Genomic DNA, 20,269 nt, shown 5'->3' with positions numbered 1-20,269 from the left:
AACAATATTAGCGGTTTCTCATAATGTCGCCCGCATCCCGGTCCTGTCCGGGATGGCAAGACGTCCACTTCAAGGAGGCATCATGGGGAGTTCGCAGACGCTTTCGGGACCGGGGGACGACGGGACGCATGACGTCGTCGTCCGCAATCTCAAAATTGCCCTCCTGCTGACGCTCGTCGTCACGGTCGGCATACTCATCTACGGGGTCTTCGTGACCTACAGCAAGGCGCCACCCCTACCGGGGCGTTTCCTGGACCCCCAGGGGCAGGTGTTCATGACGCGCCACGATGTGGTGGCCGGCAAGGCCGCGTTCCAGGAGGCCGATCTCATGGATTACGGCAGCATCTATGGGATGGGGTCATATTTCGGGGAGGACTACACCGCGCAGTTCCTGCACGCCCTGGGACGGCACACCGAGCAGGCGCTCGCGAAGGCGCGCTACGGCAAGGGCCTGCGCGCCCTTACCTTGGGACAGCGCTACACCGTGCGCGCCAGGATGCGCGAGGACCTTCAAGGCATGGCCTTGCGTGATGCCCAGGTGACATTGCCGGCGGCGCTCGCAAACGCCGCGCGTGAAGTCCGCGCACGCGCCGTGGATGAGCTCCTCCATAACCACTTCGCCCATGGTTGGACGCGTCCCGGCGGCTTCGATCACGCCAAGGCCCAACACCTGGCAGACTTCTTGATCTACAGCGCCATGACCACGGTCGCGCGTCGCCCCGGGCAGACATTTTCCTATACCAACAACTGGCCCTATGCGCCGACCGAGGGCAATACCCCGACCACGGCCACCTTCATCTGGACGTGGGTCTCCTTTGCCTGGGTGATGTTCGCGACAGGGGCTGTCATCTATCTCTTCTACCGCTACATCCACACCGAGGACCGCTCGCCGCGCGAGGTCCTGATCGCGGGCTTCCCGCCGCTCACCGAGAGCCAGCGCAAGACCGGGAAGTACTTCGTGACGGTTGCCGCGTTGTTTCTCGTACAGATCGCCGCCGGTACCCTCATGGCCCACGACTATGCGGAACGCGCGAACTTCTACGGCCTGTCGCTCGATCGGATATTGCCGTTCGCGTTTTTGCGCAGCGTCCACATCCAGCTGCCGATACTTTGGATCGGCCTTGCATGGATCGGGGCGGGGCTATTCATCGCCCCCATGATCGGTGGCGGCGAGCCCAAGGGTCAGGGGCGGCTCGTGGATCTCTTGTATGTCGCCACCGTGGCGATCGTGGTCGGGGGACTGTTCGGGGACTACGCCGGCATCAAGGGCTGGTTTACCCACGGTTCCTGGTTCTGGTTTGGAAACCAGGGTCTGTCCTACCTGGAGCTCGGGCGCGCCTATCAGATGGGGCTCTTTGCCGGGCTCAGCTTCTGGAGCGTGCTCGTGGGGCGGGCCATGTGGCCGGCCTTGAAGGCGCGCACGGGATTCCTGAGCGTCGAACACATCCTCTTCTATAGTACGGTCAACATCGCGCTCTTGTATGTATTCGGCATGATCCCGGTGACCTCGATCGCGAGCTCCTTTACCATCACCGACTTCTGGCGCTGGTGGGTCGTGCATCTGTGGGTGGAGCAGGCCTTCGAACTGTTCGTGGTGGCGGTCACGGGTTACTTCCTCATGGCCTTAGGACTCGTGTCGCGGCGCACCACGCTGATCGCGATCCTGTTCGAGACCATCCTCGTGTTCCTCGGTGGCGACGATGGCATCGGCCATCATATGTACTGGGTGGGCGATCCGGGGATGTGGCTGTCAGTGGGCAGCCTCTTCTCCTATATCGAGGTCCTGCCGCTGGTGCTGCTCGTGATCGAGGCCCTGATCGAGCAGCGCGATCTGATCCGGTCCCAGAAGGACTTCCCGCATGCGCTGGCCTATAAGTACGTCATCGGCTCGGCGTTCTGGAACTTTGTGGGCGCTGGGGTGTTCGGGGGCGGGCTCATCAACGCCCCACTTGTGAATTATTACGAGCACGGCACCTTTCTGACGCTCGCGCATGCCCACACCGCCTTGTTCGGGGCGTTCGGTCTCATCGCCATAGGCCTCGTGTACTTCTCGCTGCGCTATATGAACGGCGAAGGCTCATGGGACGAGACCTTGGGGGCCACGGCGTTCTGGCTCTTCAATGCCGGCATGGTGCTGTGGCTCACCTTGAACTTCTGGCCGATCGGCTTTAGGCAACTGGCGGCCGTGTACGAGCACGGCTATGCCTATGCGCGCAGTCTGAGCTTCTATAACACCACCACGACCTACCAGTGGCTGCGCATGCCGGGAGACATCGTATTCTCGGCCGGCGCCTTGCTGCTCGCAGTCGACATCGTGCGCAAACTCAGGGTCCTGTGGGGCCGTAAATCACCGGCGGCGGCCGGCGGTCGCTTGACCCCGGCGCCGAGGAGGTCGCTATGAACACGGCATTGGGATGGGGTCTCGCGGCCCTGGTTGGCGTGACTGCGCTCTCGATCGACATGTCGATCATCATACCCGCGCATGATGCGCGCGCGGCCCGTGCCGAGACCGGCGCCGCCTGGGCGTTGGCGCGCGCGGCGCTGACCCATGCGGGCCGCTCGTGCCAAAACACGGTGGCGCAGTCAGGCGGGCTTACGGCACGGCCCGTCGCGCAAGGCGGCCGGTGCGTGGTCCATGTGACCATCCCTGCCGATCCCGGCGTCCCCGCCGTCGTCAGGGGCGTGCGCCTCGCGGCGGTGGCGGAGGGTGTGGCGATCCTGTGCGAAGCCCAAGGCGGGCATGGTGCGGGGGCCCAGGACTTCCCCGCAGCGTGTTCTTATCGGCCGAGCGGCATGCTGTTGTAAGGCCATATCTCTAGGGTGCGAGAAGGGGGCTTCGGCCCCCTTTTCTTATGCGGCGCCGCCGTTTCCGTTTGCAAGCCCTCCGCCGATGCGCGAGTCTTCGCCACGGTCTCGCGATTGACGCCCTGGCCGCGTCGGACCGATGCGCTCAAGGGCCGCGGCGTCCGCTGCAGGTCCCGCTAAGAGACTGCGCTTGGCATCGCTTCAGGGCCTGTTGCGGCGAGCGACCGAGATCGTTCGTGGAGTGGGCATTTTGTGCAGTGCTATGCCCATGACGATGAGGGTAAGGGTCCTGGCGGACATTCCATTCATGGAAATGGCGCAGGCCAAGGCTTGCGCTTGATGGGTTGAGGAGGGAGAGGGGTGGGTGGCGCGCGTTTTGGCGCCTCGCCCCATGCCTTCCATCCCCCGTCCATTCGGCTTGCGATTGCTTCGATGCCCGGATGTCCCGCGTCATCCCTTTGGTCGGAGGCCGGCCGTTATTTCCGGGGCGGGCAACGGCCATCCGTTAAACATAGAATATGACGAAGACCGGCTGGCGCTACCCGTCCAGCGCACAGCCCTCAAAAGGCGTGCTGGATTACGCCAAGGTAAGTCATGCCATTGCCGATGTTCAGATGTCCGGCGGGATTGTAGTGATGCCTAGTTTGATGTAAATTTGCATCAATTGTGAGACGGAGATACCGCTATGCGAACCACGGTCACCATTGATGATGCCATTTACCAGAAAGCACTGGAAATGGCTGACCCGAACATGGATAGGGCGGATATTTTCCGGGAGGCTATGAAAACGTACGTGCGGGTTCAGGCCGCTAAGCGTCTTGCCGCTCTGGGCGGCGCCGCGCCTGACATGCAGGATGTGTCGCGTCGGCGCGAAGAGCCTGCGGCCGGATGAGTGTGCTCGTCGACACATCGGTATGGGTGGACCACTTCAGGAACCGCAACGATGTTTTGGTGAGGCTCATCGAGGCGGATATGGCGCTGACTCATCCGATGGTCGTGGCCGAGCTGGCCTGCGGAACACCACCTGCGCCGCGTACCCAAACGCTTGGCGACATCGATCTCCTGCGGCCTTGCAACCAGGCGAGCCTGGCTGAAGTACGGGATTTCATTGAGCGGGAAAAGCTCTACGGGCTCGGGTGCGGATTGGTGGACATCGCGCTTCTTACGTCCGCGCTGCTGACGTCAGGCGCCAGCTTGTGGACGTTGGATAAGCGCCTGATGGGTCTGGCAGAGCGTTTCGAGGTGGTCTACCGGCCCCTACCGCACTAAGACAGCTGAGCACGACAATGGGCCCGCAGGGTGAGCCTGGGTTGGATGGCGCCCCACTGATCCACGGCAAGCCCGGCGCGGCGAAGCGTAAACTCGACGTAACTATTCGCCCGGTTCCGCGTATAGCTCACCAGAAAGCGCCATTGGGATGGCGATCAGGGGATTCGCCGGGGTAGGCCTTGGTCTGCAGGTCGCTGGAGATGCGCGAGTAGGCCTGGGCGTACTCGGCCTTGCGGAGGCAGCCGGACACCTTCTGTTTCATTGTGCTCATGCGCAGATCACGCCCGGCGCGGTTGTTCGTGAACGGCCGGGGCAAGGCGGGCCGCCCGCTTCAGTGAGGGCGCGCAGGGGATTCCGGCAGGCGCGGCCGACCGAAGTCGCGCACGAGTTCGTGGATGAGTCCGGCGAAGGTGAGACTCCAAGCGAAGAGCGCGATCGCGAGCAGGTAGGGCGTGACGGGTGCGAGCAGGGGCAGGTCGACGGCCTGCGAGAGGCGTATCGTGCAGGCCGTATACATGCCGAGTGGGAACACCATACCCCAGTATTGCGGGCTGTAGCGCAACGGGAAGTGTCGGTACAGGTGGCGCCAGACGCCGAGGATCAGGAGCAGCGGGATCCACCAGGTGGCGGTCGCCCAGAAGTACAGGGTGAGGCCCTTCAGGAACGGCAGGATGGCGGTGAGTAGGGGCGAGAGCCCGGCGTTCATGATCAAGGTGGCGCCGGCCAGCGTCGTGATCGCCACCGCCCCCATGTTGATCCAGTACGGTGGCGTGAGCTCGGCCGGTGTCAGCCGGAAGAATGTGAAGCGGTACAGGATCAGCGGGATGATGGTGAGGTACGTCATGCAGCCCATGAGATACATGATGAGCGCGAAGGTCACGAGGGCCGCCTTATAGGCCCCGGCGGTGGGCAAGAGCAGGGTGCTCAGGATGGCGATCGACTGCGAGCCTACGGTGGCGATGAGCCAGGCGCCGTTGATGCCGGTCTCGAGGTCGGGCTTGACCCCGCGCAGGGTCACGGCCGCGAAGAATGCGTATATGACCGTAAACGACAGCGTGACACCCACGCCCCATAGGATCCATGCCACGCTGCTCTCATGCCCTATGACTACGAACTGGGTGCCGAGCACGCAACTGCCGGCGATCGATGTGAAAAACCCCGGGCCCCGGGCGTGGTCGGTGAGGTCGGCGAGCATGAGCCGCGGGTAGCCGATCAGGCGCGCCAGCATGAGCGTGGCGATGACCGCATAATTGACGATATTGAGCCGAAAGAGCGCCTGCGCGAGGATCGGCAGGCCGAGCATGCCGCAGGCCAGCGAGATAATGCCGGTGGCCATGACCAGCGCGAAATATCCCGGGAACAGTTCCCGCAGTCCGGCCTGCACCATGTGCCAAAGTCCGGTCGCGTACCCCACCTCATCGCTCGTGCCCCGTTCCATAAGATTCGCCTCCGTCAGCCGCCGATGGCCATCATCCGCACCGAAACCGCGTGCGTGCCCGATCCGAACTCATGCCCCTTCGGCTTGTGGTGCATGACCTGGCGGCGGATGAGGGCTGTCAGCGCCTCATCGTCAAGACCCTGAACGAGTGCTGCGCGCAGATCCAAACTCTCCGTGTGTCCCAGGCAGTAGACGACTCGGCCACGCGCCGTAAGCCGCAGTCGATTACAGCTTGCGCAGAACTCTTGGCTCAAGGGGCTTATGAAGCCGATCTCGATCGCGCTGTTTGCAACCGCGAAACGCCGTGCCGGGCCGCTGTCGGGGGCCTGCGCGAGCGGCCGCAGTCGGTATTTTTGCGCCGGCTCGGCGTACACCGTGGCAGTGTCGACATGATGGCGCGCGACGGCCTCGGCACCCGCGGTGCCAAGCGGCATGGCCTCGATGAAGCGAATATCATATCCGTGGGTGAGCGCGAACGCGACGAGATCGGGCCACTCGGAGAGGTTCTGATCGCGCAGCAACATGACGTTTAGCCTGAGGTTGCCCCCCTAACCCCCCCAAAAAGCCCCCTAACGCCCAGGAAATCAAGCGTTTGGGTGCTTTTTGGTCTGTTGGAATGTAGGCATGTAATAGTTGTTGTAGTGCTTGTAATATGCGGTTATGTGTGCTATTTAGTAGGCATGCATATCCATATCGTGCCCAATCGCGGCTCCCGCCCCACCATCCTGTTGCGGGAGTCCTATCGCGAAGGCAAGAAGGTCAAGAAGCGCACGATCGCCAATCTCTCGCATCTGCCGATGCCGCAGATCGAGCTTTTGCGCGCGGTCTTCCAGGGGGCGGATCTGCAACCGGCGGGTCTCGGGTTCGTGGTGGAGCGCTCCCAGCCCCACGGGCATGTGGAGGCGGTCCAGCGGATGATGGAGCGCCTAGGACTGGCTTCGCTGATCAGCGCCAAGCCCTGTCGGGAGCGCGATATCGTCCTGGCCCTCATCGCCTCCCGGATCTTGAGCCCCCACACAAAGCTCGCCACCACCCGCTGGTGGCATACCACCACCCTGGCAGATGAGGGCGGGGTCGCCGACGTCGACGAGCAGGACTGCTATGCGGCCATGGACTGGCTCCTTGCCCGTCAGGACCGCATCCAGAAGAAGTTGGCCGCCCGCCATCTCAAGGCCGATGGCCTGGTGCTCTATGATTTGAGTTCGAGCTACTTCGAAGGGACCACCGGCCATGCGGCCGGCAATGCCTGTCCGCTTGCGCAACGCGGCTACTCCCGTGATGGCCGCCGTGGCACCCTGCAGGTGAACTACGGGCTCATGACCGACGACCGGGGCTGTCCGGTGGCAGTCACCGTGCATGAGGGCAATACCGCCGACCCCACGACTCTCATGCCCGAGATCACCCGTCTCAAGGAGGACTTCGGTATCCGCCAGTTCGTGATGGTCGGTGACCGTGGCATGATCAGCAGTACGGCCATCGCAACGCTTCGCGACCACGGCGGCATCGACTGGATCACGGCCTTAAAAAGCGCCTCGATCCGTGCCCTGGTCGAGGACCAGACCATCCAGCCCGATTTGTCATTGCCGGCCGCATGGCTGGTCGATGAACGCAACCTAGCCGAGTTCCAGCATCCCGACTATCCCGGAGAGCGGCTTGTGGCCTGTCGCAATCCGGAGCTCGCCAAGCTCCGCGCCCACAAGCGGGAGGACCTCTTACAGGCCACCGAAGAGGCATTGCGCACGATCCAGACCCGCGTGGGGGCCGGACGGCTTACGGGGCAGGACAAGATCGGCGTGGCGGTCGGTCGTGTGGTCAACCGCTACAAGGTGGCCAAGCACTTCACCCTCACCCTCACCGACACGACCCTCACCTTCACGCGTAAGGAGGACGCCATCGCCGCGGAAGCCGCCCTCGATGGGATCTATATCATCCGCACCTCGGTTAAGGCCGAGCGTCTGGATAGTGCGAGCTGCGTGCGTCACTACAAATCGCTCTCGCAGGTCGAGCGCGCGTTTCGGTCCCTGAAGACGGTCGATCTCAAGGTCCGGCCCATCCACCATCGCTTGAGCGACAGAGTCCGCGCCCACATCTTCCTCTGCATGCTCGCCTACTATGTCGAGTGGCACCTGAAGGCGGCCTGGCGGGAACTGCTCTTTGCCGACGAGGATCAAGCCGCCAAGACCACCCGTGACCCGGTGGCCCCGGCCGAGCGCTCGGCAGGCGCGAAAGCCAAGATCGCCCGTCGACACCACGCGGACGGTACACCCATCCACAGCTTCCAGACACTTCTCACAGAGCTTGCCACCATCGTGCGCAACACCTGCCGCACCTCCGCCGAAGATGATGCCCCGACCTTTACCGTGACGACCCGCCCTAATCCGCTGCAAGCGCGCGCCATGGAGCTGATTGACACCCTCGCCGTGTAGGCAGGGCGCGGAATAGGGATCTTCTCACAACGCCTTGAATGACCAAGGGAAAACGTCTTTCGTTCGGGGCAACTTGAGCCTAGGGGGCGGGATGCCTACGGCTCCGAGGCGCGTCCCGGCGCTGGCATAAGACTTCATTGTGGTAAATAGCAAGAATCTGAAACATTAAGTTTTCGTTATGAGGTCGCGACTATAGAGTGGGTCCCGTGTCGTAGGGGGAGCACAAGGATGTGCTTTCAAGGCCCCAGGGCGCGCGCTGTGCGCCGGCACGAGGCCCCATGCATGCGCTCGCCGTCAACGCATGGGAAAACGCAACGATATGGGGAGTTCGGATCGTGGCACGTGCAGGATCGAGCGAATCCACGGGAGGTGTTTCATGATGATCGCGGAAATGGCTTCGCGGTTAATGTTGGTTGCACCCTGGCCGCTCTTGGCCGCGGGCGTTGTCGTGGGGGTGGGTGCCGACCGCCATCCTCGGCTCATGAGGGCCGCCACTACCGGCGCCGCTTGGTTCGCGCTCGCCTGCGCGATCCTGGCGGCCGTGGCCTATGGTTTGGGTGCCACTGGGTCCGAGACCTATCTGAGTCTGCATCTGCCGGCGCGTCTCGGGGCGCTCGCGGTCAGTGTCGACGCCGATGTCCTGACGATCATCATGCTGACGCTGGTGGCCTTTGTGGGCATGATCGTGGCGCGCTACTCGAAGACCTACATGGATGGCGATGAACATGAAGGCCGCTTTCATCGCTGGCTTGCGTTGACGCTCGGGTCGTTTTTGACGCTCATCGTGGCCGGCAATGTGTGGGGCTTCTGGGTCTCGTGGGTTGCCACCAGTCTCTGCCTCCACGAGCTCCTGGCCTTTTACCGCGACCGTCCCGGTGCGGTGCTCGCCGCCCGCAAGAAATATCTGCTCCACCGCCTTGCGGACGCCTGTCTGTTCTCGGCCTTTGCGCTCATCGTGCGCGCGCTCCATAGCGCGCAGTGGGCCGGCATTGCCCGCGCCCTGGCCCATACTGCAGGTCCGCTGCCGGAGGGTCTGGCGGTGGCCGCCGCCCTCATCGTCGTGAGCGCCGTCCTAAAGAGCGCGCAGTTCCCGTCCCATGGCTGGCTCATACAGGTCATGGAGGCACCGACCCCGGTGTCGGCGCTGCTCCATGCCGGCATCATTTACACAGGGGCGTTTCTGGTCCTGCGCGCAAGCCCGCTCATGGCGCATATCGCCTGGGCCGGGGATGTCCTGGCGGGGGTCGGCCTCGTGTCCATCGTGGTGGCCTCGCTGACCATGATGACCATGACCAACATCAAGGGCGCGCTCGCCTACTCCACTTGCGCGCAGATGGGGTTCATGTTGATGGAGTGTGGCCTGGGGCTTTACAGCATCGCGGTCCTGCACATCATCGCGCACTCGGTGTACAAGGCCCATGCCTTCCTGTCCTCGGGCAGCGTCGTCGAGCACTTCCGGGCACCTAAGGCCGTGGTGTCGATGGCCGCGACTATGGGGCGGGCACTGCTCGGACTTACCATCGCAGTCCTCATGGTGCTCGGCGTCGGTCATGTGTTCGGTGTCGGGCTTGTGCGTCAACCGGCGTTGATTGTCATGGCGGCGATCCTGGCGGTGGGCATGACCCAGCTCCTGTTGCAGGCCTTGAATACCCGTAAGGGCGCCATGGGCGGACTGCTCGTGCGCATGACGGGCTTGAGCGCCCTGGTCTCCATCGCCTACTTCGCGCTCCACATGGGCTTCGTCGCCCTCCTGGGGACCAGTGTGCCGGCCGATCCCGTGCACATCGGTATGGCCCAGAAGGTCTTGCTGGGCGTGATCGGCGTGGCATTTCTGGCCCTGCTCTTCATTCAGCAGCTGTTGCCGCGCCTGTCGCAGACCGCCCTGGGGCGTGCCGCCTATGTCCACTTCTATGGCGGTCTCTATGCCGACAGCATGTTGACCGAGTTCGTCCGCGGCTTCGGGCCGACACCGGGCGGGATTGGGGGACGTCGCCGGCTTCTGAGTTCAGATCCTTCACATGAGGTGCAATAATGATCGCCATCACGGATATCGATAAGGAGTTGAAGGCCCGGATCGACAAGGCCTGTGGGCGTATCGCGCCACTGTGGCCGCTGAAGAGCTTCGTGGCGGTCAACCCGTACTTCGGCCTTGCCGATCAGCCGTTCTGGCAGGCCGATGTGACCCTGAAGCGGGTCGCGGGCCAGGGGCTCACCATGCCGCGGGCGTTTTACAGAAAGTGCCTCGAAAGCGGGCGCATCACGCGCGCGGATCTGGCCGCGGCGCTCCGCGAGTCCGGGAGTACCTGGGATGTGGCGACCCTCGAGGAGGCGGCTGCCCGTCCATCGCCACCCCCGTCCGTGCCACTTGCCTTGGTGACCGACATCCTGGGCGAGCTCGATCGCCAGGAATGGCCCGGTTTCGTTCTCGAGCGGATCAGCCAATATTGCGCGGCCTACTTCGATGAGGGCCAGGCCTTATGGGCGATGCCATGGCGGGAACAGGACCTCTACGCGGGCTGGCGCGCGTTCACGCGCCTCGACCGGAATCCCCGGACCGTGGGCCTGCGTGGCATGCGCGAGGCGCTGGACGACCTGCCCGATCAGCCGGCGCGCGCCATCGCCTGGGCGTTACGGCAGCTTGCGGTGCCGGAGGCCGCGGTCGACGACTATCTGCATGCCGCGCTCTTGAGCGTGGGCGGATGGGCGGGGTGGGCGCGCTACAAGCGCTGGCAGGCCGAGCTCGCTGGCGGTCAGGACGATACGCTGCGCGATCTCCTCGCGGTCCGCGTGTGCTGGGATGCGCTCCTCTACAAGCTCCGATTCAGTGAGCGCCTGAAGGCGCGCTGGTATCAGGCCATGATCGCCGACGCCGGTGTCGCTGCCAAGGCCGAGACGCAGCCGCAAATCGCCGCCAAGGAGACCGATGCCCTGCTGCAGACGGCCTTCGAGATCGCCTACCAGCGGGAGCTCATCGCCACGCTCGTGACCGCGCCCAAGGTGCCCGCGTCCAAGGAGCGCCCGCCCGTGCATGCGGTCTTTTGCATCGATGTGCGCTCCGAGATCTTCCGGCGCGCCTTCGAGACCGTGGCCCCGAAGGCGCGCACCGGCGGGTTTGCCGGATTCTTCGGGGTGCTGATGGAGTACCTGCCCCTGGGTGCGTCGGCGGCCAAGGGCCACCTGCCGATCCTTTTCAATCCCTCCTATCGGATATGCGAGCATGTCGCAGGTGCCGACCCGGAGCAGACCCGCGCGCTTATCGCCAAGCGTCATGGGCGGTTGCGCGCGGCCGATGCCTGGAAGACCTTCAAGACCTCGGCGTCGTCGTGTTTTACCTTCGTCGAGGCCGCGGGCCTGCTCTATGCCCCGAAGATGTTCGGCGACAGCATGGGCTGGACGCGCACCGTCTCGCACCCTGATGCCAAGGGTCTGGACGACGGGGCGCGCGGGCGCCTGGGGCCGAGGCTTGTCAGCGATCATGCCCAGGGAGACTGTGCGGCGGGCGGGATCCCGGCCGCGGATCGCCCCGCGGCCGCCGAGTTTGCGCTACGCAACATGGGTATGATCCGGGACTTCGCGCGGCTCGTGGTGCTCGTCGGGCATGGCAGTACGACCGTCAACAACCCGCAGGCTACGGCGCTCGATTGCGGGGCGTGTGCGGGCCAGACGGGTGAGGCCAGCGCGCGTATCGCCGTGGCGTTGTTGAATGATGCGGTGACGCGCCAGGGTCTTGCCGAAAAGGGTATCCACATCCCGGATGACACGGTGTTTGTGGCCGGTTTGCACGATACGACCACCGATGAGGTGACGCTATTCGATACCGCCACCTTGCCGTCCTCGCACGCCGACGATCTCCGGCAATTGCGCGAGTGGTTCAAGGCCGCAGGCCAAGTCACGCGCATGGAGCGGTCCGCCTTTCTCGGCATCGGCGGCCTGCCGGAGGCGCGCGTGGACGCCGACATCAAGCGGCGCACGCGCGATTGGGCGGAGGTGCGGCCCGAGTGGGCGCTCGCCAACAATGCCGCCTTCATAGCGGCGCCGCGCGCCCGCACGGCGCACTGCGATCTCGGGGGGCGGGCCTTCCTCCACGACTACACCTGGCGCAACGATGTCGACTTCAAGACGCTGACCCTCATCATGAGTGCCCCGATGGTCGTCGGCAACTGGATCAACATGCAGTACTACGGGTCGGTGGTGGACAACGTCCGCTTCGGCAGCGGCAACAAGGTCCTGCATAACGTGGTCGGCGGGTCCATCGGTGTCCTGGAGGGCAACGGCGGAGACTTGCGCGTGGGGCTTGCCATGCAGTCGTTGCATGACGGCCATCGCTGGATGCATGAGCCGATGCGTCTCAACGTCTTCATCGAGGCCCCGCAGGCGGCCATGGACGATGTCATCGCCGGCAATCCCCTAGTCCGCCAGCTGGTCGAGAATGCCTGGCTGCACCTCTTCCAGATCGACGATGAGGGCCGTATCCATCGCCGCGGATTGGACCGGCAGTGGCGCGCGGTGACAGCGATCGCGGCAGTCCCCGCGTAATCCTGAAGTCTGTTATGGGCGGCATGACCGCACACCGGCAGAGGGATCTCCCTCTGCCGGCCATCACCGGCAGGACGGGAGGCGCCGGAACGGCCGGGGGGATCCCTGCGTCGGCCGGCATGGACTACAACCGGTATAAAAACAGATGAGGAATAATGATGAATCATAAGGGACTACAGAGGTTTCTTGGGGCGATCCGGGGGGTGCTGTTGCCAGGGGGCGTTGCCATCGGCTGCGCCGCCGCTCTGCTTGGGATGCCGCTTAGCGCGCAGGCCGCGACCAAGGACGCGGGGCTGTTTGGGCAAAGCCGGCCAGCAGGTACCGGCGGGATCACGTCCATAAGCGGGGCGGCCGGGGGCGGGCTCGTGCCGTGGGCGCTGATCGCAGGCTATGGCGGCCCCGGACAGGTCGGCTTTACCGCCTCCTACACGCATGCCAGTACCGCCGACTTCAATGCCAACGGCTATGGGGTGGCAGCCGGCATCGACAACCGTGTCGAGGTCTCGCTCACCCAGCAGAACTTCGATCTCGGCAATACCGGGCCGTATCTGGCCGGCGTCCTCGCTGGCACCGCCCCTTCCTGTCCCCCTGGGTCACTGTGCGCCCCGGGGGCGGTGCTCGCCGATAATACCGCCATCAACCAGGACATCATCGGCGTCAAGGTGCGGGTATTCGGAAATGCCCTCGTCCAGGGGACGTGGATGCCGCAGGTGGCGGTGGGTGCCGAGTATCATCACAACGAGGACGGGGCCCTCATGAAGGATTTGGGGGCTAGCGCAAGCGGCGGGAGCTATTACCTGGCGCTCACCAAGGTGTGGCTGAAGGGCCTGCTTGGGCATGTGACCCTGCTGGATGTCACGGTCGATGCCACGCGTGCCAACTATAACGGCCTGTTCGGCTTCGGAGGCCCGACCGACAATCGTTACCACTATGAGCCCGAGGTCTCGGCGGGGGTGTTTCTGGATCCGCATGTGGTGGTTGGCGGGGAATACCGCGCCATGCCCCAAAATGAACTCGCCCTTGGGCCGGCGGTGAGTCAGAGCAACGCCTGGAAGGATGTGTTCATGGCCTACATCCCCAACAAGAACGTGTCGCTGACACTGGCTTATGCCATGCTCGGGCATATCGCCAGCATCCCCAACTCCAACGGGCTCTATACCTCCGTGACCGCCAGCTTCTAGAGGCGGGCGGGGCCCACGGGCCATAGGGTGCGCAGGTCGCCCGCGTCTTCGGGGCGTTGACGCGGCGGACCCTGGCGCATCCCGGACGGTCCGGGCGCGGCATGGGACCATGGACGGCGCCAGGATCCTCCGGCCAGCCGCCGCCTTCAGGGGTGCGGGGAAGTATTCCCGCGCCCCCGTTTTTTTGGATTACACTGGCTTACCAGGCAAGGCGCCCCATCGACGCGGGTGCCAGGGCGCATACGGAGAGCACTATCATGGCCTCACCATCGGAATCCTTGCACAGCACTGTCGCGCAGCAGCGCAATATGTTGACGAAGGCGCTCTACAAGCCGCTACGTGCCTTAAGCGAGCGCTGCGCGCGCGTGTGGGGTGATCGCACCGCCCTGGAGGCCGCGTTGCAGGAGGCCTTCGCCTCGGTGCCTTATTGCAAGTTCCTGTACGTCTTGGATGCGAACGGTCGGCAGATCACCGCCAACATGAGTCGCGATGGTTTATTGGATGAACACTTCGGGCGCGACCGGTCCGATCGCCCCTATGTCCGGGAGGCCATGTTCGAGCGGGATGCGCTGACAAATAGCCGTGGGCAGCACTACCAACAATGGGCGGATCTCGGGGATGGGGGGCAGGCGACGGATTTCGTGCTGTCCGCCGCCTATATCAGTCTGCGTGCCCTGCGCCCGTCTTTGACCGCCATGCAGTTCGTGCGCGCCGCAGATGGCCGTGTGCTTGGTTTCGTGGGGGCCGACTTCGCCTTGCGCGAGTTGCCGCAGGCGCAGGCGCTCTATGAGGACCCGCGCCGCCAGCGGCGGGTCGATGCCGACTATCCGCGACCGGACGCCCCGTCCGGGGCCTCGCGACTTGCGAGCAAGATGGACGCGCAGCTCGATACCGTGATCCGTGTGATGGAGGAGCTGATCCTGGTCCATGGCATTTATCATGTCATGCTGCACTTTTCGAGCAGTCAGGCGGTCGTGTGGGTGGTCGACGACCCCTTCCGGTATCGTCTGCTTGCCATAAACGAACTCACCAATCCCGATATCTGTCTGGCCTACCCGAAATGTCCCTACCCCGGGAATGCGCTGGTCCCGGCCGAGCGTGTCCGCGAGATATTGGATAATATGAGGACGCTGCGCTCGATGGAGGGACGGTTCTATCTGCGCACCGGCACCGTGAATATCTTCAACGGCATGGTGAGCCTGAGCTTCTCCTCGGACTCCTCGCATTACCTCCCCTACGAGGAGTTCTTGAAGATGGACTATTCGTTCTGGATAGACGGCTAATGGGTATCGCCCAGGCGCAATACCCGGTCCAGTAACCGGGGATCGAGTGTCGCCTCGGCCGTGAACTGGCCAAGATACGCCGATTCCTCGGCGCGGGGCGTGCAACATGTTTCGCCGCCGACGTCGATGAAGAGGGCGCTCAGGCCGGCCTCTATGAAGGCCTGGTCGCGTTTGAGAAAGAACTCGGTACAGCAGACGCCCAGAAATGCGTGTATCCCCGCGGCGCGCGGTTGCGCCAACACCATATAAAGACTGTTGCCGCCGATGCGCCGGCGCATGATCGGCCGGTACTTATCGACGAACGAGCGTCTCAGCGAGCGATGCGGGTCATCGAAGGCCTCGAGAAACGCGCAGGGTCCGAGGCGCGCAAAGCCGAGCGCCACATCGCCCATCGATGCTCGTGCCAGGATCGCGCGCTCATAGTCAGGGAAAGCGCCGGGATCGAGTCGCGGCATTCCTGCCAACACGGCCCATGTTGTCTTGTCCTGAAGGTGACAAGTTCCTCGCGCGCCCTTGTCATCGTCGGTGCGCGCCCCGACCATTCCGGCTCGTCGTGCGCCCCGGTTGTCTGGCGGCTACCCTGGCCCTATGAGAAATCCTCCGCCAGGAATCCCGTGACCACGGTCGCGGGATGGGCCGCGTGCGCGCCGGTGTTCCGCCTCTGCCGTGCGTGGGCCACGCCGCTGTTGCCGCTTGGGCTGCTACTAAGAAGGGACCTCGGGAGGTGGTAGCGTGCTACCCATCCCGGGATATCCTCGGGCGGCATGGGCGCGGCCACCCAGTAGCCTTGCATCCGCTCGCACCCGATATCCTTCAATAATCGCGCCTGTTCGGGATACTCCACACCCTCGGCTACGACATCCAGGCCCAATATACGCGCGGTCGCGGCGATCCCGCCGATGATGGCGAGGTCGCGCGGGTTCGCCACTATGTCTTGCAGGAAGCTCCGATCGATCTTGATGGTTTGCGCGGGGAATCTTTGCAGATAACTCAAGGAGGCGTGGCCGGTCCCGAAATCGTCGAGTCCGATACGGATCCCCAGACGGGCGCAGTGTGCGAGTGCCGCGTGCGCGCGTTCGAAGTCCGGGAGCGGCGCGCTCTCCGTCACCTCGATCTCCAGGCGTTGCGGTGCCACGTCGGGGTGGCGTGCCAGGGCATCCTCGATGTCGGCACAAAAACGCCTGTCGAGGAGATGGTAGGGGCTGATGTTGATCGCGACGCGCAGCGTCAAACCCTGGACCTGCCACGAGGCCGCCTGAGAAAGCGCCCGCGCGAGCGCCAAGCGGCCGATATTGCGCGCGAATCGAGGGTGGTCCAGGCTGTCACCGAGATCGCCCGCGGTACGTAGCCGCCCTTCTTTATCGCGCCACCGCAAAAGCGCCTCGACGCCAAATACCGGGCGTTCAGGATGCGTGAGACGGACGAGCGGCTGATAATGAAACAACAGACGACGATCGAAAAGGGCCTGCGCCATATGCTCATGGGCGGCGCCGTGGCAGGTCATGCGCGCCCGGAGCGCCACGGTATGCGCCTGGTACTGGTCGCGCCCCTGTCTTTTGGCCTCGTATAGGGCCGCGTCAGCATGCCGCAGGAGGGAGGCCGGACTGCTCATGTCGGATGGGTAGCACGTGATGCCGATGCTCGCGGAGATGACGGCGGCGTCGCCGTTGGCCAGACGGAATGGCCGGCGCAGATCGCTGAGCATACGTTCACAAACCTTGTCGAGATCGCGCGCGTGGATATCCCAGAGCAGTAGGCCGAATTCATCACCGCCGAGCCGCGCGAGCATATCGTCGGCGCGTAGCGTGCGCCGAACGCGCTGCGCCGCCTGCGACAAAAGATCGTCCCCGGCCATATGTCCGAAGCGATCATTGACCTCCTTGAATCCGTCGAAATCGAGAATGGCGATCCCGAGAAAGCGCCCGTCGCGGCGACTCTTGTTACGCGCCTGTGTCAGCCTCTCCAGAAAGAGCCGACGGTTCGGCAGGTGGGTCAAGGGGTCGCGCAGGGCCGGGTCATGCAACTGCAAGGCGAGCCGGCCGACATGGCTGAACGTCAGGAAATATATCAGGCCGACACGCTCGAAATAGCCCGCCTGCCGGACACCGATGATGTCCACGACATCGCGATCGGGCTGTCCGAACGGGAAGCAGGCGATCTCGCGTACATCGGGCCCCAGTCCCACCATCCAGGCGGGAGGTGGATCGCCGGCCGGGCCCCAAACGACCACCGCCTGTTCTTGGGCGGCCTGCCACACCGGGCCCGCCGCCTCTTTCCGGATGCGCAGACGCGTCTTTGCGGTACCCGCCAGACAGCGCGACTCGAAGTGGTCCCGCTCAGTGCGGACGCAGTAGCCGCACCACGCCACAAACGCGCTGCTGCGCACGAGGCCATGGCACACGTGGCTCAATAGACGCGTGTCCCCCGGGTCCCCGGCCACGCCGGGATCGGCGAGGGTCTGCAGGAGCACCCGCAGTCTGGATTGGCACTCGGCCTCGACGTCCCAGGCCGGCGCATCACAGGCCGCCTCCATCATGGGCCGCGCCGTGCGCAGGCGCGGCCATCCCATAACCGCGCCTGCGCTGGGCGTGGGGAACGGTCGCTCGGCCTCACAGACCCTTCTTGCGTCGCCGCCGCCGACAGGCCATCGTCGCTGGCCGTGCCTTGTGCGGCCGATCTGCGGTGGTCACCTCGTATCAAGGCCGGCCAGGCCTCCCATCGATGCCCGCGCGTTCTGGCGTTTCCGATGAGCCAATATGGTATTGACTATCATGAACACCCTCCCATCTTGCATCTGGCGCGACGCCCCACAGGTCTATGTCGGCCCGGCTCAAGAGGTATCGAGACCGCGCACGCGGCCGGGCGACGGGCCCGGCACGCCCGTCTAGGAGAAATCCAGGGTCTTCTCGTAGGCGCGCAATTCATGACGGGCCATGGCGAGATTGGCCTTGGCGCGATCCAGCATGAGGTAGAGAAAGAGTTTGTCGTTACGCTCCAGGGGCCGGATCAGGTGGTACTGCTTGCCGAGCGTGATGAGGATATCCTCGATCTTGTCATCCAGGTTCAAGCGCGCCACCAGCGCGCGCTTCCTATTCACCACCTCGGAATTCCCGGCTATCGCCAGGTCCAGGTCGACCGACTGATTGCCGATCCTGGCCAGAAGCATGCCGCTGCTCGAATCGCCGAGTGCTGCGGCGATAAAGCCGTCAATATCCTGGATACTGCTCAGATCCACTTTTGCCATGATTTAGGCCCATCCTTCATTGAATTCCGTGACCGCGGGCCGGATGCCTCGCGGCCTTGCCGTCATACCCCGCCCGCCATCACGCCGGCTGCGGGTCGCGCCCCAGCCATTCGTCGAACGTCCGGGCCGCGGCCTCGGCGGTAATCCCGGTTTCATGCAGAAGAATCCCGAGATTGGTATGGCGCCGGGCGAGCGTGCCCACGACCAGCAGGTCGCGTCTGGCCGGTACCCTCTGCAGCAGGATCATGCCGTCCACTGCGCTGACCGCGACAAACTGCGTGCGTCCGATCATGACCTCGCGGCCGATGGTCTCGCCGAGCGCCACGATCGATCCCACCATCGCCGATACCCGCTGCGGATCGGCCTCGTTGTCGACCACCGCTGACACCCGCCGCCCGTCTGTGGTGGCGAGTACGCAGCCGATGACGCCCGATACGCGGGCATGCAGCCGTCGAATCTCTTCGTCGAATGCCGCGATCAGTTCCGGTGGCATGACGCGCGCATTCATGGCGTAGCCCCTATCCAGTCATGGCCGATACCAGCGTCAGTCGCCTCGTCATAGGCCGAAGTCGCCTCGATCTGCTGCAGGAGTATCGCAAGCATCTCCAGGACGTCGTCGCGTCGGCGGGCGTCGGCGGGCATGACCGGGACCACCACATCGAGCGCCGCCAGGCGTTCGGCATAGGCCTCGAGCGATGGCCGCGGGCAGCAATCCATGTGTCCGACACCCACCACCACCGCGCCGCTATCGGCGAGCGTGCGAAAGGCATCGAGGTAGAGCGCGAGATCCGCCAGGGGGTCGGGGCGCGAGTTGTCGATCAAGATCACCACGCCGAGCGCCCCGGTGGCGAGGATCGGCCACATGAACTGAAAGCGCGCCTGACCCGGGGTGCCATACAGCCGTAGCTTCTCGCCGGTGGCCAGGGTGATCTCGCCATAGTCCATGGCCACGGTGGTCTCGTCCTTGTCGCACTCCGTACGATCCCCGTTTGCGGCCTCGGTCGTTATCGGCGCGATCTCGCTGATTGCGCGTATCGCGGTGGTCTTCCCCGCGCCCATCGCCCCTGCAAACAAGAGTTTCAGCTCGTCGTTCACGCGCGTATCCCCAGGGCATTGCGTATGGCCCCGAGAATGCCTGGCACTCGCGCCGCGCCCAGGGCCCCGGCACCCCTGTCGCGGAGGGGTGCCTGACGCCCTGGGGTATGGGTCTCCGTGGGCCTTACGGTCACCACGAAGCCGCACAAAAGTGCGGCATTGGCGAAGGCCACGGCCTCGGTTTCGGGGGCGCGGGCGGCATCCGCCAGGGCCGCAACGCTCCGCGGTCGGGCGCGCAGGGCGGTGGCAAGCCGGGTGGCGGTCGCCGGTCCCTGTCCTGCGAGATAGGGCCATGCGCGCATCTTGAGGAGATCGTCATGCCCGACCCATGGCACGAGCCCGCAGCGTGCATGCGCAAGCCCCATATGCCAGAACAGGGGCTCGATGCTGCGCCGTTCCCGGTCTTCCCCCGGTTCGGACGCGTCCCATGGGCGCAGGCCGAGTCCCGGGAGCCGGTGCGATTGGAAGAGCTCGGATAGGGCCGGTTTGTCCCCGGAGCCCGACCATGAGAACTGCCGGTCGGCCGGGTAGAGGACAAGACCTGCACCATTTTCGTCAACCAGGGCATGCGGCGCCCCGCGGGTCTGGAACAGCTCGTGAAGCGTGCGGACCAGCGACTTCATGGCCCCGCACTGGGTGTGCGCATAGGCCTCCTGTTGTACGAAATCCGTAAAGATGTCGAGGAGATCCGTGACGTGGGGCGGCATGCGCAGGCCACCCGAGAAGCGCTGTGCGTTGGCATCGCGGACCATGCGCACGAGCCGGCCGCAGGCCCCGTCCGGGCAGGGCGCCGGCCCGTCGAAGAACACGATCTGCGCGTCATGGGCCGGCACATGCGCCACCGGGCCCGGCAGATCGCGGGATATGCGCTCGATCATGGCCTGGAGCAGGGCCTTTTCGGTATCGGTCACCCCGTGAAAGCCGTAGGTCACGACGCTTTTCGTAAGATCCACAAAGCCCCCCATGCGTTATATGCCGCCCTTATGCGCCAA

Annotated in this window: 18 protein-coding genes; 9 read left to right on the top strand and 9 right to left on the bottom strand. The window is 64.4% G+C overall.

The annotated features are described in order from the left end of the window. Nucleotides 1-82: 82 nt before the first annotated feature. The 4 genes from C4900_RS13885 (at nucleotide 83) to C4900_RS13865 (ending at nucleotide 4,074) form a co-directional block, all read left to right on the top strand. Nucleotides 83-2,401 carry a nitric-oxide reductase large subunit gene (locus C4900_RS13885; RefSeq protein WP_065968802.1) on the top strand — a complete coding sequence of 773 codons (2,319 nt, stop codon included), beginning with the start codon at nucleotides 83-85 and terminating at the stop codon, nucleotides 2,399-2,401. Continuing rightward, complete coding sequence (locus tag C4900_RS13880) at nucleotides 2,398-2,805, top strand: hypothetical protein (protein WP_114283277.1); 408 nt, start codon at nucleotides 2,398-2,400, stop codon at nucleotides 2,803-2,805. Before C4900_RS13885 ends, C4900_RS13880 begins: the two co-directional genes overlap by 4 nt. Before the next feature lie 685 nt (nucleotides 2,806-3,490). Beyond that, the gene (locus tag C4900_RS13870; protein ID WP_114283276.1) at nucleotides 3,491-3,697 is read left to right on the top strand and encodes a type II toxin-antitoxin system VapB family antitoxin; all 207 of its coding nucleotides are present in this window, start codon (nucleotides 3,491-3,493) and stop codon (nucleotides 3,695-3,697) included. Next, a complete protein-coding gene (locus C4900_RS13865; protein WP_065968798.1) occupies nucleotides 3,694-4,074 on the top strand; it encodes a type II toxin-antitoxin system VapC family toxin in 381 nt (126 codons plus the stop codon). The genes C4900_RS13870 and C4900_RS13865 overlap by 4 nt, the downstream gene beginning before the upstream one ends. A gap of 127 nt (nucleotides 4,075-4,201) precedes the next feature. On the opposite strand, the gene C4900_RS16090 is transcribed toward C4900_RS13865, so the two are convergent. The 3 genes from C4900_RS16090 to C4900_RS13855 are packed head-to-tail and all read right to left on the bottom strand — an operon-like array spanning nucleotide 4,202 to nucleotide 6,036. Then, nucleotides 4,202-4,345 carry a hypothetical protein gene (locus tag C4900_RS16090; protein WP_170132546.1) on the bottom strand — a complete coding sequence of 48 codons (144 nt, stop codon included), beginning with the start codon at nucleotides 4,343-4,345 and terminating at the stop codon, nucleotides 4,202-4,204. Nucleotides 4,346-4,405: 60 nt separating this feature from the next. After that, nucleotides 4,406-5,512 (bottom strand): tellurite resistance/C4-dicarboxylate transporter family protein, encoded by a 1,107-nt coding sequence (locus tag C4900_RS13860; RefSeq protein WP_211306971.1) that lies wholly within the window; start codon nucleotides 5,510-5,512, stop codon nucleotides 4,406-4,408. Between the two features lie 14 nt (nucleotides 5,513-5,526). Beyond that, nucleotides 5,527-6,036 carry a GTP 3',8-cyclase MoaA family protein gene (locus C4900_RS13855; RefSeq protein WP_065968797.1) on the bottom strand — a complete coding sequence of 170 codons (510 nt, stop codon included), beginning with the start codon at nucleotides 6,034-6,036 and terminating at the stop codon, nucleotides 5,527-5,529. Nucleotides 6,037-6,192: 156 nt separating this feature from the next. Between C4900_RS13855 and C4900_RS13850 the strand changes: the two genes are divergently transcribed. From C4900_RS13850 to C4900_RS13830, 5 genes are all read left to right on the top strand, one after another. Next, nucleotides 6,193-7,938, top strand: coding sequence for an IS1634 family transposase (locus tag C4900_RS13850; RefSeq protein ID WP_114283275.1), 1,746 nt, complete (start codon nucleotides 6,193-6,195; stop codon nucleotides 7,936-7,938). 376 nt (nucleotides 7,939-8,314) lie between these two features. Then, nucleotides 8,315-9,970 carry a proton-conducting transporter transmembrane domain-containing protein gene (locus C4900_RS13845; RefSeq protein WP_065972276.1) on the top strand — a complete coding sequence of 552 codons (1,656 nt, stop codon included), beginning with the start codon at nucleotides 8,315-8,317 and terminating at the stop codon, nucleotides 9,968-9,970. After that, on the top strand, nucleotides 9,970-12,474 hold the full coding sequence (locus C4900_RS13840) for a YbcC family protein (RefSeq protein ID WP_114283274.1): 2,505 nt from the start codon (nucleotides 9,970-9,972) through the stop codon (nucleotides 12,472-12,474). The genes C4900_RS13845 and C4900_RS13840 overlap by 1 nt, the downstream gene beginning before the upstream one ends. Before the next feature lie 155 nt (nucleotides 12,475-12,629). Continuing rightward, on the top strand, nucleotides 12,630-13,655 hold the full coding sequence (locus C4900_RS13835) for a DUF3034 family protein (protein ID WP_211306970.1): 1,026 nt from the start codon (nucleotides 12,630-12,632) through the stop codon (nucleotides 13,653-13,655). A 257-nt stretch (nucleotides 13,656-13,912) separates the two neighbouring features. After that, nucleotides 13,913-14,938, top strand: coding sequence for a PDC sensor domain-containing protein (locus C4900_RS13830; RefSeq protein ID WP_114283273.1), 1,026 nt, complete (start codon nucleotides 13,913-13,915; stop codon nucleotides 14,936-14,938). On the opposite strand, the gene C4900_RS13825 is transcribed toward C4900_RS13830, so the two are convergent. The 6 genes from C4900_RS13825 to C4900_RS13800 all read right to left on the bottom strand — a co-directional run bounded on the left by C4900_RS13825 (nucleotide 14,935) and on the right by C4900_RS13800 (nucleotide 20,230). Beyond that, entirely contained in the window at nucleotides 14,935-15,405 is a 471-nt protein-coding gene (locus C4900_RS13825) for a hypothetical protein (protein WP_141689439.1), read from the bottom strand. The two genes, C4900_RS13830 and C4900_RS13825, sit on opposite strands and share 4 nt — an antisense overlap. A 119-nt stretch (nucleotides 15,406-15,524) precedes the next feature. After that, nucleotides 15,525-17,507: a putative bifunctional diguanylate cyclase/phosphodiesterase gene (locus tag C4900_RS13820; protein ID WP_065972280.1), complete on the bottom strand. Its 1,983-nt coding sequence runs from the start codon at nucleotides 17,505-17,507 to the stop codon at nucleotides 15,525-15,527. A 315-nt stretch (nucleotides 17,508-17,822) separates the two neighbouring features. Next, nucleotides 17,823-18,182, bottom strand: coding sequence for a hypothetical protein (locus C4900_RS13815; RefSeq protein ID WP_065972281.1), 360 nt, complete (start codon nucleotides 18,180-18,182; stop codon nucleotides 17,823-17,825). Nucleotides 18,183-18,261: 79 nt separating this feature from the next. Continuing rightward, nucleotides 18,262-18,690, bottom strand: coding sequence for a roadblock/LC7 domain-containing protein (locus C4900_RS13810; RefSeq protein ID WP_065972282.1), 429 nt, complete (start codon nucleotides 18,688-18,690; stop codon nucleotides 18,262-18,264). Then, a complete protein-coding gene (locus tag C4900_RS13805) occupies nucleotides 18,687-19,241 on the bottom strand; it encodes a GTP-binding protein (protein ID WP_065972293.1) in 555 nt (184 codons plus the stop codon). Before C4900_RS13805 ends, C4900_RS13810 begins: the two co-directional genes overlap by 4 nt. 32 nt (nucleotides 19,242-19,273) lie before the next feature. After that, nucleotides 19,274-20,230 (bottom strand): hypothetical protein, encoded by a 957-nt coding sequence (locus tag C4900_RS13800; RefSeq protein ID WP_147267195.1) that lies wholly within the window; start codon nucleotides 20,228-20,230, stop codon nucleotides 19,274-19,276. Nucleotides 20,231-20,269 lie beyond the last annotated feature (39 nt).

Source organism: Acidiferrobacter thiooxydans (assembly GCF_003333315.1).
Lineage (GTDB): Bacteria > Pseudomonadota > Gammaproteobacteria > Acidiferrobacterales > Acidiferrobacteraceae > Acidiferrobacter > Acidiferrobacter thiooxydans.
This window is presented reverse-complemented; position numbering and strand designations above follow the sequence as displayed.